Below are 22,875 nucleotides of genomic sequence, written 5' to 3'. Positions count from 1 at the left end.
CCCCGCGACGGCGAACGGGGCGGGTAGCCCCGCGCCGGTGTGGTGGTGCAGGGGCTTGTCCTGGGTGACGGTCATGCGACGGTGCTCCGCTCGGGCGCGATCAGGACCTCCGGGGCGGTGTGGCAGTGGCCGGAGGCGCAGGGGTCGCCGAGCACGCTACGTCGGGCGGTCCGGGTGATGAGGGCGCCGCGGTCCCGGAAACCGGATGCGGCGCACGCATGCGGGACCCTCCTGGCGCGCCGACCAGGGACAAGTAAGCTCATCAGAACGTCCGTGCGCACGGTGATATCCCGGCGCTCCGGTTGATGCGGTCGGCTTCCGTACGGGTCGGGGGCGAAACCCGCCGCCTCATCCGTTCGAGGGATACTGCGGCTGCTGTTTCGCCGACCGGGCAGGGCGGCCGACCCGTCACCGCCACACTGGCCGCATGAGCGCGAGGACGAACGAGCCGGGCCGGGCGACGAGCCATCTGGCGGATCGCTACTGGGAGTTCCTGCTGGAGCGCGATCCACTGCTGAGAGTCCGCCAGGGGCTCCCGGTCGAGACGCTCCCCGGAGTGTCGCCCGCCGAGGCCGAGGAGCGGGCGCGGTTCGCCGAGGAGGTGCTGGCCCGGGCGCGGACGCTCGACGGCGCGGAGCTGTCCGGTACCGATACCGACACCGTCGGATTCCTCGCGGGGTTGGCCGAGCAGGAGGTGCGCGCCCACCGCTGCTACGGGCTGACGCCCGCGGCCACGCCGTACCGGCTGTTCCCGCTGTCGCAGTACGTCGACGCGGTCCTGTGCCCCTTCCGGTTCGTCGAACCGTCCGACGTCGAGCGGTATTTGTCGCTGCTGCACCAGCTCGCCCGGGCGGTCGGCTCGATCGTCGACAAGACGGCGGAACAGGCCGCCCGCGGTTTCCGGGTGCCGGCCCCGGCCCTGGCCGGCGCACGCACCACCGTCGTCGGCCTGCGGAGCTCCGTGACGCGTCGGGTGGCGGTGGACGGCGGCCGGCTCGGCGGGCTCGGCCCGGCCGTCCGGGGCCGACTCCGGGACGGGGTGCGGCGGCTGGTGGAGGCGGAGTTGGCCCCGGTCTTCGACGGCCTGCTCGCCGTCCTCGACGACCCGGACTACCTGCGGGAGGCACCGCGGGCCGTCGGCTGGGCGCGGTACGAGGGCGGGGAGGAGACGTACCGGGAGTTCGTCCGGATCCACAGCGGGGGCGACACGCCGCCCGAGCGGCTCCACGAGCTCGGCCGGGAGCAGTGCCGGGAGCTCGCCGAGCGGATGCGGGAGGTCCGCGTCGCCCTCGGATTCCACGGCCCGGAGGGGGAGTTCCACGAGCGGCTGCGCACCGAGCCCCGGCTCTACGCGCGGACTCCCGAGGAGGTCGAGGCCCGCTATCGCGGCTACCTCGACCGGCTCGCCCCGTTGCTGCCGCGCTGGTTCGCGGTGCTGCCGGCCGCGCCGTACGGACTGGCGCGGCTGGATCCGGCGCTGGAGGCGGGGATGACCTTCGGGTACTACGAGCTGCCGACTCCGGCCGCCCCGATCGGGCGCTACCGCTACAACGGTTCCGGTCTGGAAGGGCGCTCGCTGATCGGCGCGGCCTCCCTGATCCACCACGAGCTGGCCCCCGGGCACCACTTCCACCTCGCCCGGCAGGCCGAGAACCGCGTGCTGCCGCAACTGCGTCGTGAGGTGGCCGAGTTCGGCGCCTTCAACGAGGGCTGGGCCGAGTACGCGGCGGGCCTCGGCTGGGAGATGGGCCTCTACGACGACCCCTGGGACGCCTACGGGCGCCTTGCGCAGGAGCGATTCACCGCGCAGCGCCTCGTCGTGGACACCGGGCTCAACCTCGGGACGATGAGCCTGGAGCAGGCCCGGGACTTCATGCGCGCCAACTCCACCGAGGCGGACGGCCAGATCGCCTCGGACCTGCTGCGCTACGCGACGGACCTGCCCGGGCAGGCGCTCTCCTACCGTGCGGGCTACCTGGAGTTCGTTCGGTTGCGGGCCCGGGCGGAGGCCGAGAAGGGGGCCGGTTTCGAGGTGCGGACCTTCCACGAGGCCGTGCTGGGTGGTGGCGGGCTGCCGTTCCCCGTGCTGCGCCGACGGGTGGAACGAGGGGCTAAGGACGGGGCCTGATATGTAAATAGGATCATTGGCTTATTCGGTGAGTATGCATACTTAAACCCTTGGAGGCGGATTGGATTTAAAGCACTCGCACGGGTGAAATCTGCCAAGGAAGTTTGCTCTCGGTGGACCTGGCTCGACTACGGTGGCCAGGGAGCGGGCGGTGGACCCCAAGACGAATTTTCGGCCCAGCAGGGAATCCGGCACGGGAACGAAGAATTTCGGACACGGGTGCTTCCGTCCGCCCTGTTGTGCGTGCTCCGGAGTTCGCAGTGCCCCCGGGGTCCCCTGTCATCCGTCTGCGTAGAGAGGTTGGAGCATCATGCCGCCCGTAGTACCGCCCTTCCTGATCGGCCTCGTCGTCGCGCCGCTGGCCAAGCGGCTCCTCAAGCCGCTGGTCCGTGGCGTCGTCAAGACGTCCGTCGGCATCGCCATGGAGGTGAAGAAGGCGGCCCATGAGGCCGGAGAGGGCATCCACGACCTCGCGGCCGAGGTGGCCGCCGACATGGTGGCAGCGCAGATCACCGCCGACGAGCACCGCCGGGCCGCCGAGGGCCCCGTCCCGCACAAGGAGAAGACCGAGCCCGTCCACCGGGTCGAGCACGAGTCGAGGGCCCCGAAGATCCGCGCGACCGCGACCGCCGGCGCCGGCAAGACGCCCTGACGCTCCGCCCCGCGGACCGATCAGTCGCTCGGGCGCATGTTTCGACCGGTCTCGGAAGATGTGCCCGAGCAGCTACCACCGCCCTGTCGGCCGTATCGCTTTCCCTTCAGACTTTCCATTCGTCGCGGTGCTCCGTCATGCCCAGTGACGGTCCATCCGCGACCTCCGCAAACAGGTGATCGTACACATGCCATCTCTGCTGGCCGCAGCGGCCGGGAACCTTCCCGTGGATTCGGACGTGCGCCCGCGCTCGGTCATCCCGGGGCGCCAGCGCTGGGACGTCAAGCCGGTCCTCGGACGGCCCCGGACGGCCGAGATCCTCGCCGCCGCCCTGCGGCGCGTCCCCGGGATCACCGAGGCGCAGGCGAGTCCGGTCACCGGTGGAGTCCTCGTCCGGCACGACGCGCGGGTGCGCGCCGCGGACGTCGGCCGGATCGTCCGCAGGGCCGTCACCCTGGTCCTGGAGGGGCCGACCGGGACGGTGCGCCCGGCGCCGGCGCGGCCCGCCGCATCGGCCCCGCGCCCGGACCGCGGCCTCGTCGTGCGACCGGTCCTCGCCGTCGGCGGCGGGGTGGCGGCCAGCGTCGCGCTGATCCGGGGGTCGGCGCTGAGCAGGCAACTGGTGGCACTCGGCGGGGTCGCGACCGCGACCGTGGCCGTCCTTCGGAAGGCCTGGCGCGGAACGGCCGACACGGCCGGCGAGCCGGCCGGGACCGGAACCGAACGCCACCCCCTGCTGGAGGTCGTCGGACCGCACCGGCGCCGACTCTTCCGCGCCTCCGCGCTCTCGGTCGCCTGCCAGGTCGCGGAGATGGCGCTCGCCACCTTCCTCGGCTGGACCGCGCTGGTCCTCATCAAGGGCGAGGCCGCGCCGTTGGTCCGCATCGGCCTGACCACCGCGTCCGCCCAACTCTGGGGCTTGGCAGGGCTGGTGGCCGTCGCCTGTGCCGCCGTCGCGGGCCTTTCCTACTCCTCGAACCTCCAGTGGCGCCGACTCGGCCAGGACATCGAGCACGACTGGCGGAGCCGCACGTACGACCACGTCCAGCACCTCGAACTGCGGCACCTGGAAGGCGAACGGACCACCCGGATCGCCGGCGTGCTCACCGACGACGTCCGCCAGCTGGGCGCCTTCTTCACCACCTCGGCCAACGACGTGCTCCAGATGGGCACCAGCCTGGCCATCCTGGTGCCGGTGTTCCTGCTGCTGGCACCGCAGATCGCCTGGATCGCCTTCCTGCCCATCCCGGTCATCGCCTGGCTGTCGCTCCGCTACCAGGAGAAGGTCACCGCCGACTACGCCGTCGCCGGGGAGGACCGGGCCGGGCTGCACAGCCAACTGGTGAACACCCTGGAGGCCAGCGCCACCGTCAAGAGCTTCTGCACCGAGGACTACGAGGCCGAGCGCATCGACCGGCTGAGCGCGCGGGCCCAGGACAGCAATGAGCGGACCGACCGGAGCACGATCCGGCACGCCGAGACCGTCCGGGTCTGCACGACCAGCTCGATGGCGGGCACCCTGCTGATCGGCGGTCGGTCGGTGCTCAACGGAAGCCTGCCGTTCGAGGTGTTCAGCCCGCTGATCGGGCTGCCCCAGATGGTGCTGCTGCGGATGAACCGGCTCGGCGGCATCGTCGACCAGTACCAGCGCACGCTCGCCGCCTACGACCGGGTCCACCGGCTGCACGCCCTGCCCGTCGAGGCCGAGGGCACCGGCGGACCGCTCGACACCGGGAAGGTACGGGGCGAGGTCGTCCTCGACGGCGTGACCTTCGCCTACCCCGGCCGGCCGCCGGTGCTGGAGGACCTCTCACTGACCATCCCCGCCGGGCAGGTCACCGCCCTCGTCGGTGCCACCGGCTCCGGCAAGACGACGGTCGCCAAGCTGCTGATGCGCTTCCAGGACGCGGAGTCCGGCAGCGTGCTGCTCGACGGGCGGGACGTGCGCGACCTGCCCCGCCGGGACCTGCGCCAGGCGATCGGGTTCGTCGCCCAGGACCCGTTCCTCTTCGACGGCAGCATCGCCGACAACATCCGCTACGGCAGCTTCGGGGCCTCGGACAAGGCCGTGGTCGAGGCGGCCATGATGGCCGAGGCGCACGCCTTCGTCGCGACGCTGCCGGACGGCTACGACACCCTGATCGGCGAACGCGGCGCCGCGCTCTCGGGCGGCCAGCGCCAGCGGATCGCCCTGGCCCGGGCGATCCTCAAGGACTCACCGGTCGTGGTCCTCGACGAGGCCACCTCCGCCGTGGACAACGAGACCGAGGCCGCCATCCAGCGCACCCTGCGGAGTTTCGCGGCCGAGCGGACCATGGTCGTCATCGCCCACCGGCTCTCCACCGTCCGCCACGCGGACCGGATCTACGTCATGGACAAGGGCGGCGTGGTCGCCGAACAGGGCACCCACGACGAACTCCTCGCCCGGCACGGACTCTACGCATCCCTCTGGCAGCTCCAGGCCGGCGAACTCGCCGCCTGACCACAGCAGCAGCACCCGCCCGCCGACCGCGTGACGCCACCGCGGTCGGCGGGGCCCGGCGTGCCCTGCGCACACGCCTGCCCATTCTTCTGGAGGTACCCCCATGCCCCGTCGCGACGGCGACGTCCTTCCCCTGACCGCGGCCCAGCGCGAGATCTGGCTGGCCGAACAACGCTCCCGGACGGCCATCCCGGGCTATCGCGTCGGCGAATGCCTGGAGATCCACGGGCCGGTGGACCCGGAGTCGTTCGAGACCGCGCTGCGCCGGGTGGTCGACGAGGTCGACGCCCTGCACGTGAGCTTCGTCGACGACGGCGAGGGCCCGCGGCAGGTCGTCCGGGAGACCTGGGACTGGGCGCCGGCCCACCTCGACCTCAGCGGGGAACCCGCTCCCCGGGCGGCGGCCATGGAGTGGATGGAGCGGGACCTGACGCGCCCGCTGGACCTCGCCCGCGACCCACTGTTCGGCCACGCGCTGATCCGGCTGTCACCGACGGAATTCCTCTGGTACCTGAACTACCACCACGTCGTGCTGGACGCGTTGAGCAGTGCCCTGGTCCGGCAGCGGGTCGGCGAGGTGTACTCGGCGCTGGCCGAGGGCGGCCCGGTGCCGCCGTCCCCGTTCGGTTCGCTGCGGGAGCTGGTCGACAGCGACGCCGCCTACCGCTCGTCCGCCGACTTCGCCGCCGACCGCGCCTACTGGACGGAGCGGTTCGCGGACCGGCCGGCACCGACGAGGCTCACCGACCGGTCCCCGACCGACCCGAACCTGGCCCTGCGCCTGCGCGAGGAGCGGGAACTGCGTCGCCCGGACGCGCTGCGGGCGGCGGCGGGACGGGCCGGTGTCCGCTGGTCCCGTCTGGTGATCGCGGCGACGGCGCTCTACGCGCACCGGCTGACCGGCACCCAGGACGTCGTGCTCGCCCTCCCCGTGACGGCCCGTCGATCCGCCGACCGGGACCTGATGTCGGTGCCGGGCACGATGTCCAACGTGGTGCCCCTGCGGCTGACCGTGCGCCCCGACATGCGCTGGCGCGAACTCGTCGACCAGGTGGCGGGGGAGGTCGAGGCGGCCGTCGCGCACGAGCGCTACCGGAGCGAGGACCTGCTGCGCGACCTCGGCGCGCCCGGCAGCATCGGCACGGCGTTCCCGCTGATCGTCAACATCATGGCCTTCAACTCCAGGCCGGGCTTCGGCGGGCACCCCGCCGCCGTGCACCACTTCGTGTCCGGATCGACCACCGACCTGGCGGTCTGGGTGTTCGACTACCGGGACGGCAACCCTCCGCTCCTCAGGCTCCACGGAGCACCGGAGGCGTACGGCGACGACGACCTCGCCGCGCACCAGCAGCGGCTGCTCGCGCTGTTCGACACCGTCGCGGACTGCGACCCGGACGACCTGCTGGGCCGGATCGAGCTGCTCACGGCCGAGGAACACGGCGAGCTGGCGGCCGTCGGCAGCGGGCCGGCGGCGGAGGTCCCGGCCACGAGCCTGCCGGAGCTGTTCCGGGAGCACGTGCGGGCGGCCCCGGACCTCGTCGCGCTGGTGTGCGGGGACGTCTCGCTGACGTACGCGGAGCTGGACGCGCGCGCGAACCGGCTGGCGCACGCCCTGATCGCCCGGGGCGCCGGACCGGAGCGGCTGGTGGCGGTGGCCCTGCCGCGCTCGGCCGAGCTGGTGGTGGCGATCCTCGCGGTGCTGAAGACCGGTGCGGCGTACGTCCCGGTCGACCCGGAGTACCCGGCCGCCCGGATCGGGTACCTGCTCGACGACGCGCGGCCGACGCTGCTGGTGACCGACTCCCGCAGCGGCGAGCGGCTGCCCGAGGCGGGTTCCGTCGACCGGCTGGTGCTGGACACCGCCGACCTGGACGGGCTGCCGGACACGGACCCGAGGGTGGCCGTCGATCCGGCACACCCGGCGTACGTCATCTACACCTCCGGCTCCACCGGGCGGCCCAAGGGCGTGCTGCCGACGTACGGCGGCCTGCTGAACCTGCTCACCGACCACCGGCAGGCCATGTTCCGGCCGGTGCTCGACGAGCGGCAGCGGCTGCGGGTCGCGCTGACCACGTCGGTGTCCTTCGACGCCTCCCTGAACCAGCTGCTCGCCCTGTTCGGGGGCCACGAGCTGCACGTCCTGGACCACGCGACCTGGACCGACCCGGACGCCTTCGTCGGCTACGCCGCGCGCTGCGGGCTCGACTACATCGAGGCCACCCCGTCCTACCTCCGGGTCCTGGTCGCGCACGGGCTGTTGAGCGATCCGCAGTGGCGGCCGGCGTTGCTCGCGGCGGGCGGCGAGGCCGTCCCCGCGCAGCTCTGGGCGGATCTGCGGGAGGCCGACGGGGTGCGCGGACTCAACCTCTACGGGCCGTCCGAGTGCACGGTCAACTCGGTGGTCGCGCCGGTGGGTTCGAGCCCGGTCCCGGTCATCGGCCGACCGGTCACCAACGCCCGGCTGTACGTGCTCGACAGCGCGCTGCGTCCGCTTCCCGCCGGTGTGCCGGGCGAGCTGTACATCGCCGGTGCCGGGCTGGCCCGGGGCTACCTGAACCGGCCGGTCCTGACGGCCGGGCGCTTCGTGGCGGACCCCTTCGGGCCGAGCGGTTCGCGGATGTACCGCACCGGCGACCTGGTGCGGCGGAGCCCGGACGGGAACCTGGAATTCCTCGGCCGCACCGACGACCAGGTCAAGATCCGCGGATTCCGGGTGGAACTCGGCGAGATCGAGGCCGTCCTGGTGGAGCACCCGGAGGTCGCCCGGGCCGCCGCCGTGGTGCGCACCGACGACGAGCCCCGGCTGGTCGGCTACGTCGTCCCCGCCGAAGGGCGGGCCGTCCGGTCGGACACCCTGCGGACCCGGATGCGGGAGCGGCTGCCGGAGTACATGGTGCCGTCGGCGTTCGTGGTGCTGGACGCACTGCCGCTGACGCCGAACGGCAAGCTCGACCGGCGGGCCCTCCCCGCGCCGGAGCAGACCGCCGCCGTCCCGGGCCGCGCCCCGCGCACCGCCACCGAGCACCTGCTCGCCGGGCTGTTCGCCGAGGTGCTCGGGGTGGCCGACGTCGGCTCGGACGACAGCTTCTTCGACCTCGGCGGGCACTCCCTGCTGGCCACCCGACTGGTCTCCCGGGTCCGGTCGGCCCTCGGCGTGGAGCTGAGGCTGAGCGACCTGTTCGACACGCCGACGGTGGCGGAGCTGGCGGCGGCGGTGGACGCCGCCGGCCGGGCACGGCCGGCCCTGGGGCGGCGGGAGCGGCCCGGGGCGGTCCCGCTGTCCTTCGCGCAGCGCCGGCTCTGGTTCCTGCACCGCATGGAGGGCCCGAGCGCCACGTACAACATCCCGCTGACGCTGCGGCTTGCCGGAGAGCTGGACCGGCGGGCCCTGGAGGCCGCCCTGGCGGACGTGGTCGAGCGGCACGAGAGCCTGCGCACGGTGTTCCCGGCGGTCGACGGCGTGCCGAGCCAGCGGGTGCTGGACCCCGACGCGGCACGGCCGAGGCTGCGGATGACCGAGGTCGGCGAGCGCGACCTGACGGACCGGCTGGCCGAGGCGGCCCGGCACGCATTCGACCTCGCCGCGGAGCCGCCGCTGCACGCCGAGCTGTTCCGGCTGGGACGGGAGGAGCACGTGCTCCTCCTGGTGGTGCACCACATCGCCGGTGACGGCTGGTCGACGGGGCCGCTCTCGCAGGACCTGACGACCGCGTACGCGGCCCGCTCCGCGGGGGCGAAACCGGAATGGGCGCCGCTGCCCGTCCAGTACGCCGACTACGCCCTGTGGCAGCGGGACCTGCTCGGCGACGGCTCGGACCCGGACAGCCTGCTGAACGGTCAACTGGCCTACTGGCGCGAGCAGCTGGCGGACCTTCCCGAGCAGGTGGAGCTGCCGTTCGACCGGCCCCGGCCGACGGCGATGTCCTACCGGGGCGCCCAGCTGCCGGTGCGGATCGACGCCGAACTGCACCAGGGCCTGCGTGCGCTCGCCCGGGACGGCGGGGCCAGCCTGTTCATGGTGCTCCAGGCAGGGCTGGCCGCGCTGCTGGGCAAGCTCGGCGCCGGCACCGACGTCCCGATCGGAACGCCGATCGCCGGACGCACCGACGAGGCGCTGGACGACCTGGTCGGCTTCTTCGTCAACACCCTGGTGCTGCGCGCCGACCTGTCGGGCGACCCGTCCTTCACCGAACTGCTCGGCCGGGTGCGCGCCGACGCGCTCGCCGCGTACGCGCACCAGGACGTGCCGTTCGAGCAGCTGGTGGAGGCGCTGAACCCGTCCCGGACGCTGGCGCACCACCCGCTGTTCCAGACCATGCTCGCCCTGCAGAACGCTCCGCTCGGCGCGTTCGAGCTGCCGGGGCTGCGGGTGGCGACCGATCTGGTCCAGACCGGGACGGCCAAGTGCGACCTGACCTTCGTCCTGGCCGAACAGCCCGACGGCCTCTCGGGCGTCCTGGAGTACAGCACCGACCTGTTCGACGAGGCCACCGCCGCCGGGATCGTCGAGCGGTGGCTGCGACTGCTGCGGGCCGCGGTCGCCGACCCCGGTCGGCGGATCGGCCGGGTGGACGTGCTGTCCGCCGACGAGCTGAGCGCCTTGCTGACGGCCGGCGAAGGCCGGGACGGCGAGCTGCCGGAGACCGGCATCCCCGCGCTGTTCGAGCGACAGGTCCGGGCGAACCCGGCCGCGGTCGCGCTCACGGACGGCGAAACCAGCCTGACGTACGGCGAGTTGAACACCCGGGCCAACCGGCTCGCGCACGCCCTGATCGCCCGCGGGGCGGGGCCGGAGCAGTTGGTGGCGCTGGGCCTGCCGCGCTCGGCCGAGCTGGTGGTCGCGATCCTCGCGGTGCTCAAGGCCGGCGCCGCGTACGTGCCGGTGGACCCGGAGTACCCCGCGGCCCGGATCACCTACCTGCTCCAGGACACCCGGCCCGCGCTGCTCGTGACGACCGGCCGGATCGGCGACCTGCCGGGCGCGGAGGCGGTGGACCGGCTGCTGCTGGACACCACCGACCTGGACGGGCTGCCGGACACCGACCCGGAGGTCGCGGTCGATCCCGCCCACCCCGCCTACGTCATCCACACCTCCGGCTCCACCGGCAACCCCAAGGGCGTCGTGGTCCCGCACCGGAACGTGGTGCGGCTGTTCGCCACCACCCGGGAACTGTTCGGTTTCTCCGCCGAGGACGTCTGGACGCTCTTCCACTCCTACGCCTTCGACTTCTCGGTGTGGGAGCTGTGGGGCGCGCTGCTGCACGGCGGCCGGCTGGTGGTCGTCGACCACGAGACCAGCCGCTCGCCCGGCCGCTTCCTGGAGCTGCTCGCCCGCGAGCGGGTGACGGTGCTCAACCAGACCCCGTCCGCCTTCCACCAGCTGATCCAGGCGGATCAGGAGACGAGGCCGGAACTCGCCCTGCGCACAGTGGTGTTCGGCGGAGAGGCGCTGGAGCCCGCCCGCCTCGCGGGCTGGTACGAGCGGCACCCGGACGACGCGCCGCGGCTGGTCAACATGTACGGCATCACCGAGACCACGGTGCACGTCACCCACGCGGCGCTCGACCGGTCCGGCACCCCGGCCGGCCAGATCGGGACGGCCGTCCCGGACCTGCGGACGTACGTCCTCGACGACGGCCTGCGTCCGGTCGCCCCGGGCGTCGCGGGCGAGCTGTACGTCGCGGGCCCGGGCCTGGCACGCGGCTACCTGAACCGGCCCGGCCTGACCGCCGGGCGGTTCCTCGCCGACCCGTTCGGACCGGCCGGCTCCCGGATGTACCGCAGCGGCGACGTGGTGCGCCGGGCGGCCGACGGCAGCCTGCGCTACGTCGGCCGGGCCGACCAGCAGGTGAAGGTGCGCGGCTTCCGGATCGAGCTCGGCGAGATCGAGGCGGCGCTCGCCGCACACCCCGGCGTCGCCCAGGTCGCCGTGCTGGCCTGGGCGCGGTGCCGCGCGGTCTTGGGCCGGGCCTTCCGGGGCAGGTCGCGTCCAGGCGCGGAGGGCCCGCCGCACAGGGGTAGGACGGGTCAGGACTATCCAGGGCGACTCCGCTCCGTAATTGTGCCTTGACGGGTTCCGCTTGCCTCGACAGGATGGTGAGCCCGCAGCTGGGGAGGGAGCAAGGAAACGTGGGACAGGCAGATCTGCCACTGGTGGAGCAGTTCCGGTCCTGGGTCCTCCCCGACGGCGGTGTGGGAGCAGCTGACCGGAAGGCGTTCTTCGAGGACGCTCTCGTCGTGCTCGACACCAACGTGCTCCTCAGCCTGTATGAGTACAACCCCGCCGTGCGGAACCAGGTCCTGTCGGTCCTGGCACAGATCTCCAAGCGCCTCTGGCTGCCCTACCAGGTCGGGCAGGAGTTTGTGCGGGGCCGCCGCCGTGTGATCCTCGAGCGCACCAGGGAGCTCGGCGATGCCGCGGCCGTCATCGACCGGCACCTGCAGCAGGCCCACAGGTCGGTGCTGGCTGCCAGCGCGCACGTCAAGGTGCTTCTGAAGAAGTACGCCAATGACGACGCTGCGCAGAGCGGTCTGGACGAGACGATCAACCAGACGACAGTCAAGGCGCTGCTGGGTGAGTGGCAGGTCCTCCTGAAGGATCATGCCAAGAAGCTGAAGCACGGCCACGACCTCCTGCCTGCCGCTGTGGAGTCGGATGATCCTGTCCTGCCGGAGGTGGCGGCGCTGTTCGAGGACCGCCTCGCCCTGCCGACGGAGTACGCGGTGGTGCAGCGCCGGCTGGAGGAGGCCCTTTCCTTCCGGTTCCCGAACGAGATCCCTCCGGGATTCGCCGACGACGGGAAGAAGGGGAAGCCCCTGGACCGGGTCGGCGACTACCTCATCTGGGCTGAGATCCTGGACAAGGCGGTCGACCCGGGCGTGAAACGGGTCCTGCTCGTATCCGCTGATTCGAAGAAGGACTGGTACGAGGAGCTCGATGCCAAGGGCGGGAAGCGCCCGTGGCCGCAGCTCTTCGAGGAGCTGCGGCAGCGGACGGGTGCCGAGCTCCGCATCGAACAGCCGGGGCAGTTCTTCCAGGGCATCGAGGAATTCCTCGCTCCGGGCATGGAGCTCACCACCGCCGCCTACGACGAGATCGACCGGGCGGCGGAGGCAGTGGCGCAGCGCAGCACCGAGGGGGACTCCTCGGTGACGGATGACAACGCCCACGTCATCACGCCGCCGGACGGCCTGGCGCTGGCGGCCTACCGTGCGGCGGGCCTCACGACCCGTACGGTGCGGCAGCTCGCGGAATCGGAGCGGCGACGGCACTTCCAGTGGTGGCTGATCGGAGTGACGGCCGAACTCGGGTTCCGTGTGCCTGATGACGACGAGCCCCTCGTGGAGCTCTGTGCGGCAGTCCGGTCGGAGGCCAGGCCCGCTCCGGAGTGGTATCCCGGGACGGCGCTCGTCCAGGGCGAGTGGCCGTATCGCAGCGATACCTGGGTGGCTCCCTGGTTCGTCCAGCTGGTGCGGGACGCCGGCGAGACGGACCGTCTGCCGCTGCAGAGGCTGGCCGCACGACAGGTGCAGCCGAGGGCCTGACAGCGGTACGCGTGCGGACGGCCCGTTGCGGGTCACGCTGGCGGGGCGGACCCACCCCGTTATTCGAGTTTTGGACACGGAGCCGACCAGAAGATGGCGCACAAGCCGATCGACATCACCCCCGACCCCAAGGTGCTCGTGGCGCTCACGCGCACCCCGATCCTTCCGATCGACGCGCTCAGCGAGCTCATCGACAACGCCATCGACTCCTTCCGGGCAGCTGCCACCTCAGGGGCCCCGTCTGCGGTCCGCCAGGTGATCATTGAGGTTCCGGGGTCCGCCGAGGTCGCGCGGGGCGAGGGGATGATCCGCGTCCGGGACACCGGGCCGGGCCTCACTGAGGAGCAGATCGCCGATTCGATGCGGGCCGGCTACTCCTCCAAGAACCACTACGACACCCTGGGCCTGTTCGGCATGGGCTTCAACATCGCCACCGGGAAGCTCGGACGCGTCACACGGGTGATCTCCGCACGCGAGGGGGACAGCCACGCAGTCCAGGTCACGCTCGATCTGCCGGAGCTCATGCAGTCCCAGACCTTCACCGCGCGGGCCGAGCAGATCGAGAAGCCGCAGGGCCTCCGCCACGGGACAGTCGTGGAGATCCGGGACTGGTGGCCTGACGGGGACGCCAACAGCGGCTTCATCCGCGAGCTCGCGAAGATGCCGAGGAAGACACTGCGCAGTCGGCTGGGACGGCGGTACGCCACGCTGCTGCGTCCGGGCGCGGCCAACCCGGTGGTCATCACGGTCAACAACGAGCGCTGCCAGGCCTTCGAGCACTGCGTGTGGTCGCCGGACCGCTTCGTCGAGCGGAAGGCCTACGGCAAGATCCCCGCCCAGATCAGTTTCGACCGGGTCATCAGCAGTGCGCGGCGCTGCCTCCACGACGGCACCGACTTCGGCGAGCACAGCGCCTGCCCTCGGTGCGGTGGGGCGGAGAGCCGGGAGATAAGCCACCGGGTGCGCGGCTGGGTGGGCATCCAGCGCTTCGACGACCAGAACGACTTCGGGATCGACCTGATCCGGAACGGGCGGGCCATCCGCCAGGCGGAGAAGGCGGCGTTCTTCGAGTTCTCCGACGAGGCCACCGGGCGTGCCGAGCGCGAGTACCCGGTGGACCAGCAGTACGGCCGGATCGTCGGCGAGGTCCACCTGGACCAGGTGCCGGTCGACTTCCAGAAGCAGCACTTCCAGCTGGCCTCCGACGAGTGGCAGGAGGCCATCGGGTTCCTGCGCGGGGGTTCGCTGCTGCCCAACCACTGGACCGACGGCGAGACGAACGACTCGCCGGTGTCGCTGCTCTTCCAGGGCTACCGAAAGGTCCGCAACTTCGGCCGCGGCGACATGTACATGGGCAAGTACAACCCTGCCAAGGGCAAGGCCGACCGGATCCCGCGGAGCGTTGAGGAGGAGTACTACCAGCGCTTCCTCAACCGCGAGCCCGGCTACCACAGCGACGCGAAGTGGTGGGAGCTCGTCGAGACGGCCGCGGAGCCGCCGATCCAGGTGCTCCCCGAGTGCCCGGAGTGCGGCTTCCAGAACACGCCGACAGCCGAGGAGTGTGGGGGCTGCGGCGAGGTGCTCGACGGAAAGCCGTGCCTGGACGCCGGGTGCGGCAAGCAGATCCTGCGCTCCGCGACGGTGTGCCCGCACTGCGGCACCTCCCAGGTGCCCAGGGTCCAGCTCCCTTGGAAGTGCACGTTCTGCGCCCAGGAGAACAAGGCTGGAGCGGAGCGCTGCGAGAGGTGCGGGCACGTCAAGGACGCACCCCACCCGGCCAGCCCCTCAGCGCTGAGCTCCGCATCCGCGGACGCCGAGGAGCTCAGCGCTGAGCAGCTGGCTGTCGTGCTGGCGGACGGGAAGACGAGCAGCCCGCTGGACGTCCGGGTGCGGACGACGCACCGGCCGATCCTCCCCGCCTTCGGGCAAGCGGCAGTCCCGCTCGTCACCAGTGCGGACACCCGGCAGATCACCGTCTACATCGACCCGACCCACGCGGTCTTCACGGCGATGGGGCTGCGGCCGGAGTTCCTGGTCGCGACCGAGGTCGCCCAGTTCCTCCACTCCCTCCACCGCAACCTCCAGGGCCGGCCCGGGCACACGGCCGCCGTGCTGACCGCGGAAGTCCTCAAGAAGGGCTGGGGGGACGCGGTGACGGACAGCCCCGACGGCGTGCGGAGCGACATCAAGTCGCTGTTCGACCAGATCACGGAGCGGATCCTCAGAGCGCCGCATGCCGACCGGTTCTACGACGAGCTCGACGAGGCGCAGCAGCTTGCGCTCGCCGGGTCGATGATCAAATCCGGCGCCGACCTTGCGGAGCTCGGGCGCCTCAAGTCCACCGGCGGCTACCTGCGCTACTGCGACCGCGACACGGTCAGCGCCTTCTTCGGACGCCACCCCGAGGGCTGGTTCAACGGACTGGTCTGGGAGGACCCGTGGCCCAGTGAGAGCGAGGCGGGTACCGTGATCGCCCGGAAGCTGCAGGAGGACCTCCGGGTCAAGTACCTGCGCTGCCTTGAGGACTGCGCCTCGTACCTCCGCTACGACCAGCCCGAGCGGCTCATCGTCGTCCGTGCGCGGGCCGCCGTCGACTTCCTGGCCGGGAAGCTCGCATGACCCAGCGCATCGTCACCGACCTCAACCTGGCCGGGACGGGCTGGCAGTCCTTCGAGCGGACCGTACAGCGCCTCATCATGGCGCGCGGGTACTCCGGGGTGCAGCTCGCAGGAGCCACCGGCGACGGCGGGGCGGACGTGGTCGGCAGCCTCAACGGGCGGCGCTGGCTCTTCCAGATGAAGCGGTGGCGGTCTCCGGTGGGGCCCGAGGTCATCGCACAGACTGTCGATGCCTGTCGGCGCTACGACGCGCAGATCCCGGTCGTCGTCAGCCTGAACGGGTTCGAGGCCTCGGTCCGGGCCCAGCAGGAGCAGCTCGCGGCGAGGGGGGTCCCCCTGCAGCTGTGGGACCGGGGCACGCTCCGGAAGCAGGCGGAGCGAGTCCCGGACACGCCGCCGGCGCTGCAGGACCCGGACCGCTTCCAGCTCCGCGCCTACCAGGAGCGGGCCGTGGACGGGCTGATGAACGAGCTGGTGAACGGTGCCCGGAGCGCACTCGTCGTCCTCGCGACCGGACTCGGCAAGACATTCGTGGCCGCCGAGTTCCACCGGCGCGCCCGCGCCCTGCGGCCCGGGGTGAAGACGCTGGTCCTCGCGCACCGGAACGAGCTCGTGTACCAGCTTGAGCGTGCGTTCTGGCCCCTGCTGCCGGCCTCCGCAGCGACCGGGGTGTGGAACGGCTACGAGCGCCCGGACCAGGACGCGCTCAACGACCTGGACGTCGTGTTCGCCTGCGTGGACAGTGTCGCCACCGCCGTCGAGGCCGGGCGCGACCTGCCGGAGTTCGGCCTGGTCGTCGTCGATGAGTGCCACCACCTCGGAACCACCGCCTACAACGCCGTGCTCGGCGAGCTGTCGGCTGCCGAAGGCGGCGCGTTCCTCCTCGGGATGACCGCGACACCCTGGCGGCCCGACGGGAAGTCCCTGCACGCCTGGTTCGACTTCCCCGTCGTGGACATCGACATGGTGCGCGGGCTCCGCGAGGGGTACCTCGCCAATGTCGACTACCGGATGTTCACCGACAACATCGACTGGGACGCGCTGGCAGCCGGGCTCGCCGAGGCCGCCCCCGCGCTCACCCCCCGGGGGATCAACCGGACCGTCTTCATCGACGAATGGGACGACGCGGTCGTCGACCGCCTCGCCGAGGCGTGGGCCGAACAGGAGAACCCGCGGGGCATCGTCTTCTGCGGGACCATCGACCATGCCGAGCGGATGGCGGGCCGGATCAACGCGCTCGGGTTCACCAGCGCCGAGGTGATCGCCTCCCGGACGGCGGAGGGCAGAGCGGTGGACGCAGCCACCCGGAACCGCCTCCTGTGGGACTTCGCCGACGGCCGCACCGGCATCCTGTGCGCTGTTGACGTCCTCAACGAGGGCGTCGATGTCCCGGACGTCAACATCGTGGTCTTCCAGCGGGTCACCCACAGCCGCCGGATCTTCGTCCAGCAGCTCGGCCGCGGACTGCGCCTGGCACCCGGCAAGGAGAAGGTGGTCGTCCTCGACTTCGTCTCCGATATCCGCCGGTTCGCCGCGGGCCTGAGCCTGCAGGACTCGCTCAGCGCCCGGGGCGGCGCTGCTCGCGACCCCAGGGTCACGATCGGCAGCGAGGTCAGGTTCATGCGGGCCAACCGCGCGGACCAGGCGGGCGAGCAGTTCCTGCGCGAATGGCTCGACGACCTCGAAGCGGTCGAGGACGCCGGAGAGGACGTGCACATCCTCCGCTACCCACCCGACAGCTCGATCACGGCTGCGGCGAAACGATAGGACCCTGGACATGACCGATCAATACTCCGACCCCAGCGCCGACTGGCACCGGCTCAAGCCCGACACCGTCCTCGCGGTCGAGGGCGTCCTCGACCAGCTCAAGAAGGACGACGCACAGGCCGACGCACAGAACCTCCTCGATGCCTACCTGTACGCGAAGCGTCTGCTGGCCGAGTCCATGCAGGCCCTCGTGCGCACAGGCCTGCCCGCAGAGTGCGACACCTTCCGGGACCTCCGTGCGCAGCTCGCCGCACGGATGACGGAGGAGTACGGGGACCGGATCCCGGAGCGCTACCTCACCGTGCCCTACGGCAGCCGCACCCACGAGCAGCTGTTCTCGATGCTCCTGCGGAGGTACAGGCAGCCGGTGAGCGCGGCCCTGCTGCGCGTGGTCACCAGGGACTCCGTCCACACGGAGCGCCGCACCCGCGAACTGCGGGAGCTGGGCCTGGACATCGTCCCCAGCCGCGAGGGTGGCAGCGACGTCTACACCTTGAGGTCGCTTGAGCTCGACACCTCGCTGATCCCCGCGATCATCACCAACAACCTTCGGGACAAGAAGGCCCCCGAGCACGAGAGGAAGGCGGTAGCGGCCGTCCTCTCGGAGCAGGCCGACTGATCCCCCGATCCGGCCTTCGGCCCCGCCCTGGAACAGATGTGACCCGTGACGGGGCGCTGAGACTACGGCTGGCCCCCCTGTCCGAAGCGGGTTCTGAGGGTGGTGCTTGCGGGAACGGGTCGGCGGGGACCTCCTGACGGGATGCAGGGCCTGCTGAACTCGGCCGCCCTGGAACGCCGGTGCGTTCCGGGGCGGTGTGCGGGGCGTCACCGTCGAGACCATCGGCGACGACACCGGCTTCCTCAGAGCACCCGGCCGGGCGGCGTCCAGTGGTAGGGGCCGACCGACCGGTCGGATCGCTCCAGGCTGACCGGCGGTTGGGCGGTACTCGTCCGGCGCGGATAGGCGGATCTCCTCAGCTCCCGCTCCGATGCGCCATGGGCCGGGGCGACGGCAACAGCACCGCTGTTGCCCGTCAGGGCGGCCTGGCGTATGACCGCCTCACGGGCCCGTCTCGGCCGCGACAAACCGGGCCTGCTCTCCAAAGAGGACGGCTGGGTGCATCAGGGCTCCTGGGTGGTGACAAACCGCCTCGTACGCGCCCTGACACGGCCGACTCGCCGAGGCGGGACGAGCAGGTGCCGGTGACGGGCGTAGAGCAGACCCGTGCAGAGGCCGGGGTCGGTGAGCGTCCTGGCCCAGTCGGCGGACGGACTCGTTCGAGCCGACGGCCGCGCTGTTCTTCTCCTCCCGCTCAGTCAAAACCCGGAAGCCTCAGCTTGACTCTGTCGGGGATCTTGGTTGCTTCCGTGTCAGCTGACGGCTCGCCAGGAACGTAGGCGCGAGATGCCCTGCTGGTCGAGGTGTGTCTGGAAGGCTGTCGGCGGTCGTGGGGGCGCGCCTTCGTCGGGGGCCTGCTTGCTGAGGCGTTCGATGTTGACGGCGATGGCGGTGAGGACGTGCTGTAGGTGTGCCTTGGCCTGCCCGCGGTAGCGGCAGTGGCGCATGCCATGGCCGTGGGCGAACTCGCAGATGGTGCCCTCGATGCCGGAACGGACCGCATATCGCTTGTGCCAGGCCGGATCCTGCTGGTCGGCACGGTTGCGCAGTTGCAGTTCGAGCAGCTCACGCGGAGGGAAGCCCACGGAGCGGTGGGCGTCGCGGGAACTGGTGCACTTGGCCCGGACCGGGCAGGGCTGGCACTGGCCCTTGGTGAAGCGGGCGATGATCAGTGGAGCGGCGGTCGGTGAGGAGGTCGGGTAGGGGCCGTGCCAGCCGGCGCTGACCTGGCCCTGCGGGCAGGTGACCTCCTTGCGGTCGAAGTCGATGCGGAAGTCGTCGCGGGCGAAGCCCTCGCCGCGGCGGTGCTGGCGGGTGGGGTTGCCGGGCAGCGGTCCGACAACGGTCACACGGTGTTCGCGCTGAGCCTGTTCCAGGTGGGGCAGGGAGGTGTAGCCGCCGTCGACGAGGTGCTCGTCGGGCAGCAGGCTTCGCCGTTCCAGCCGGGTGTGGATGCCGGGCAGGACCTCGGTGTCGGCGCTGGTGGCCGGCATGGTGGCCACGTCGGTGATCACGTTGGGTCCGTCGCCGGAGCAGGTCTCGGTCACGTGGGCGAGGAATCCCGTCCAGCGGGTGACCTGCCCGCGGCGTGCGTAGCGGGCCGTCGGGTCGTAGGGGGAGACGATCCGGTTGGCCGAGGGCGGCAGGCCGCTGCCGTCGTTCTCGTCGCGCCAGCGCAGGCGCCCGGCGGGGTCCCAGTAGTAGTTCTGCACCAGGATTTGCCGCAGGACCTGGACTTGGGGCCTGCCAAGCAGGGACGGGTGATTGTGCCCGAGGTGTTCGAGCAGGCGGCGGGCGTCGTCGCCGGTGGTGTTGATCCGGGTCTTGGGCCGGGTGGGGTTCTTGCCCAGGCGAACCGGTCGGCCGTAGCGGCGGCCCCAGTCCTCGCCGACCAGGCTGTCCAGCGCGTGGCCGGTGGTGCGGGCGAGTTCTTCCAGGGCTGCGCGCACGGCCTCGGTGACCAGTTCGAGGCGGGTCAGGTCGCGGACGGTGGCCAGGACGTGGGTGGAGTCGGTGCGCTGGGTGGTGCGCTCGCGGACCAGTCCGGCCTCTTTCAGGCGGGTCAGGGCGAGGTCGAGGAGGCGGTCCGCCCGGCCGTCCTGGAGCAGGCGGTCGCGGAAGTCGGTCAGCACGCTGTGGTGGAAGCCGGGGTCGTCGAGTTCGAGGCCGAGTGAGTATTTGAAGTCGATGCGGCAGCGCACGGCCTCGACGGCATCACGGTCGGACAGGCCCAGCAGGAACTGCAGCACGCTCACCGTCGCCAACTGGGCCGGCGAGAGCCCGGGCCTGCCGTCGCGCGGGTACCAGTCGGCGAAGTCCTCGTCCCGCCACAGGCCGTCGAGACGGTCGCGCACCCACATCGCCGTCGTACCACCGGGGTTGCTGGCCCGCGCCATCCGTGCCGTCAACTCCGGGACCTCGGCACCCGAACAGGGACGGACCGACATCTCGGACTCCTCGGAAATCTCGCGATCATCGTGCACCCGCGAGACTGGCGCACCACCATGATCACCCGCAGCCGAACACCAAGATCCCCGACAGAGTCAAGCTCAGGCGGTGCAGCTCTTGAGGATGAGACTGGCTAGGTCCGGCTTGTCGAGGTAGCGGTGGACATCGTGGGAGGAGGGGAAACTGCCGTTGTCCACCTCGATGTCCGTGATGCCAAAGGCAACACGGGACAGGCCGGCGCACCCGGTCACGAAGTCCTTCGACGCGTACAGGTTCGTCCACTCCACTCCGGCGGGGACTGTCAGCGGTTCGCCCTCTGAGTGGATCCCCTTGCGGCCCGCGAGCCAGCTGAGCGGGGACCCGCACGTGACCAGCTGTGCCACGCCGGGTGCCTCGCCGCGGCTAAGCAAGTCGTAGACCACCACGCTGCCGAGGGAGTGGGCAATGACCATACGCGCACCCGTCTCTGCCAGGGCCCAGGCGACTTCTGCGCGCACCGCATCGGCCGTCTCCTCATGGCGCAGATAGGTGTGAGCCTCACGGACAAGCCACAAGAGGCGACCCATGACTCCTCTGCCCACCCTCCGCTCCCCGTCCGCGCCCGGCACTTCCCGACCGAGGACTCCATGCGTCTGCGCAGCAGCTCGATCCGCGCGAAGATCATCGCGCTGCTCCTGGTGCCCATCGTCGCGCTCACGGCCCTGTGGGCGTACGCGACCATCGCCACCACCGGGGACGTCTGGAACCAGCTCGGGATCAGCCGTACGTACAAGGAGTTCGCGGGCCCGGTCGACCAGTACACCGGCGACCTGCAGAACGAGCGCCGCGCCGCCGTCCAGCGGCTGGCCGACCCGCGGTCGCCGACCGCCAGGGAGGCCTACGAACGGTCCAAGGCCGCCACCGACCGCAGCCTGGACGTGCTGCGGCAGAAGAAGGACGGCTCCGGCGGAAAGCTCTCCGCCCCCCAGCGCGGTCGCTTCGTCCAGATCATCGCCGCCGCCGACCAGCTCGGACCGCTGCGCGCCCAGGTCGGCCGTTCCGCGCTGAACTGGGAGTTCGCGCTGGGCCAGTACAGCGACCTGGTCAAGCCGGTGTTCGGCTTCCGGTCCGCCTACGTCGCCCGGCAGAGCGGCCAACTCCCCCGTCAGGGCACCATCCTGATCGAGCTGGTGCGTGCCCGGGAGTACCTGTCGCAGGAGGACGCGGCGATGGAGGGCCTGCGCACCGGCGCCGCCAGGCCCACCGCCGAGCAGTACCAGGTCGCGCTGGACGCCCTGCACAACCAGCAGGCGCTGTTCACCGTCTACGTCGCCGAGCTCGACCCCGCCGACCAGTCCGACTACGCCGCGCTGCGCGGCGGGGAGGCCTGGGGCGCACTGGCCCGAGCCGAAGCGGACTTCGTCGGCGCCGGCGGCCCCGACCGCGTGGTCCAGGCGCTCAACACCGACTCCTGGCGGGAGACCGCCGACCGGGCGCTCGGCGACCTCGCCTCGATCAACAGCCGGATCTCCGCCGGGCTGGACGAGCGCGCGCGGTCCGCGGCGATCGGGATGCTCTGGCGCGGCGGCATCGCCGGTGCGGTCGGCCTGGTCGCCGTGGTGCTGTCCATCATGATCTCGTTCCGGATCGGCCGGGGCCTGGCCCGCGAGCTGATCGGCCTGCGCAACGCGGCCGACGAGCTGGCCGGCACCCGGCTGCCGTCCGTCATGCTGCGGCTGCGCCGCGGCGAGCCGGTGGACGTGGCCACCGAGGCCCCCGAGCTGCACTTCGGGAACGCCGAGATCGGCCAGGTCGGCCAGGCCTTCAACGCGGTGCAGCGGGCCGCCGTCGAGGCCGCCGTCGAACAGGCCGAACTGCGGCGCGGGGTCTCGGCGGTGTTCGTCAACCTGGCCCGGCGCAGCCAGGTGCTGCTGCACCGGCAGCTCACCCTGCTCGACACCATGGAGCGCCGCACCGAGGACCCGGCCGAGCTGGAGGACCTCTTCAAGGTCGACCACCTCACCACCCGCATGCGCCGCCATGCCGAGGGCCTGATCATCCTGGCCGGTGGTTCGCCCGGGCGGGCCTGGCGCAAGCCGGTCCGGATGGTGGACGTGGTCCGGGCGGCCGTCGGCGAGGTCGAGGACTACGCCCGGGTGATCGTCCGGCCGTTCCCCGGCACCGGCCTGCTCGGCAGCGCCGTCGCGGACGTCACCCACCTGGTCGCCGAACTCGTCGAGAACGCCGCGGTGTTCTCCCCGCCGAGCACCCAGGTCACCGTCCAGGGCGAGGTGGTCGCGCACGGCTTCGCGCTGGAGATCGACGACCGCGGCCTCGGGCTGAGCGAGCAGATGCTCGCCGAGATCAACGAACGCCTCGCCGTGGAGCAGGAGTTCGACCTCGCCGACACCGACCGGCTGGGCCTGTTCGTGGTCAGTCGGCTGGCCCGGCGGCACGGCATCCGGGTGCACCTGCGGCCGTCCCCCTACGGGGGGACGACGGCGGTCGTGCTGATCCCGCGCGAACTGCTCGCGGAGGCGCCGGACGGGAAGCCGGAGCCGGGCCCGGCCGGGCACCGGGCCGCGGCGGGCGGCCGGCGCGGGCAGCGGGACCTGGTCGCCGTGCCCGGGTCGGGGG

Annotated in this window: 11 protein-coding genes; 9 read left to right on the top strand and 2 right to left on the bottom strand. The window is 71.8% G+C overall.

What is annotated here, in order from left to right; genetic code table 11:
• Positions 1-427: 427 nt before the first annotated feature.
• The 8 genes from ACIQOV_RS00875 (at position 428) to ACIQOV_RS00840 (ending at position 17,811) form a co-directional block, all read left to right on the top strand.
• Positions 428-2,128, top strand: a complete 1,701-nt coding sequence (locus ACIQOV_RS00875) for a DUF885 domain-containing protein (RefSeq protein WP_401043356.1) — start codon at positions 428-430, stop codon at positions 2,126-2,128.
• Positions 2,129-2,438: 310 nt separating this feature from the next.
• A complete protein-coding gene (locus ACIQOV_RS00870; protein WP_401043354.1) occupies positions 2,439-2,780 on the top strand; it encodes a DUF5132 domain-containing protein in 342 nt (113 codons plus the stop codon).
• A gap of 187 nt (positions 2,781-2,967) precedes the next feature.
• Entirely contained in the window at positions 2,968-5,262 is a 2,295-nt protein-coding gene (locus ACIQOV_RS00865) for an ATP-binding cassette domain-containing protein (RefSeq protein ID WP_401043353.1), read from the top strand.
• A gap of 103 nt (positions 5,263-5,365) precedes the next feature.
• Positions 5,366-11,332 (top strand): amino acid adenylation domain-containing protein, encoded by a 5,967-nt coding sequence (locus ACIQOV_RS00860; RefSeq protein WP_401043351.1) that lies wholly within the window; start codon positions 5,366-5,368, stop codon positions 11,330-11,332.
• A 59-nt stretch (positions 11,333-11,391) separates the two neighbouring features.
• On the top strand, positions 11,392-12,807 hold the full coding sequence (locus tag ACIQOV_RS00855) for a PIN-like domain-containing protein (protein ID WP_401043348.1): 1,416 nt from the start codon (positions 11,392-11,394) through the stop codon (positions 12,805-12,807).
• Positions 12,808-12,900: 93 nt separating this feature from the next.
• Complete coding sequence (locus tag ACIQOV_RS00850; protein ID WP_401043346.1) at positions 12,901-15,426, top strand: ATP-binding protein; 2,526 nt, start codon at positions 12,901-12,903, stop codon at positions 15,424-15,426.
• Positions 15,423-17,192, top strand: a complete 1,770-nt coding sequence (locus ACIQOV_RS00845; protein ID WP_401043344.1) for a DEAD/DEAH box helicase family protein — start codon at positions 15,423-15,425, stop codon at positions 17,190-17,192. The genes ACIQOV_RS00850 and ACIQOV_RS00845 overlap by 4 nt, the downstream gene beginning before the upstream one ends.
• Before the next feature lie 10 nt (positions 17,193-17,202).
• Positions 17,203-17,811 carry a hypothetical protein gene (locus ACIQOV_RS00840; RefSeq protein ID WP_401043341.1) on the top strand — a complete coding sequence of 203 codons (609 nt, stop codon included), beginning with the start codon at positions 17,203-17,205 and terminating at the stop codon, positions 17,809-17,811.
• Positions 17,812-18,563: 752 nt separating this feature from the next.
• On the opposite strand, the gene ACIQOV_RS00835 is transcribed toward ACIQOV_RS00840, so the two are convergent.
• Positions 18,564-20,258: an IS1182 family transposase gene (locus tag ACIQOV_RS00835; RefSeq protein ID WP_401043338.1), complete on the bottom strand. Its 1,695-nt coding sequence runs from the start codon at positions 20,256-20,258 to the stop codon at positions 18,564-18,566.
• 102 nt (positions 20,259-20,360) lie between these two features.
• Complete coding sequence (locus ACIQOV_RS00830; RefSeq protein WP_401043336.1) at positions 20,361-20,825, bottom strand: hypothetical protein; 465 nt, start codon at positions 20,823-20,825, stop codon at positions 20,361-20,363.
• Between the two features lie 60 nt (positions 20,826-20,885).
• Between ACIQOV_RS00830 and ACIQOV_RS00825 the strand changes: the two genes are divergently transcribed.
• A partial coding sequence (locus tag ACIQOV_RS00825; protein WP_401043334.1) for a nitrate- and nitrite sensing domain-containing protein occupies positions 20,886-22,875 on the top strand: 1,990 nt, incomplete at its 3' end.

The organism is Kitasatospora sp. NPDC091257 (genome assembly GCF_044757675.1).
Classification (GTDB): Bacteria; Actinomycetota; Actinomycetes; order Streptomycetales; family Streptomycetaceae; genus Kitasatospora; species Kitasatospora lactacystinica.
The sequence above is the reverse complement of the archived record's forward strand: the minus strand, read 5'-3'. Positions and strand labels throughout refer to the sequence as shown.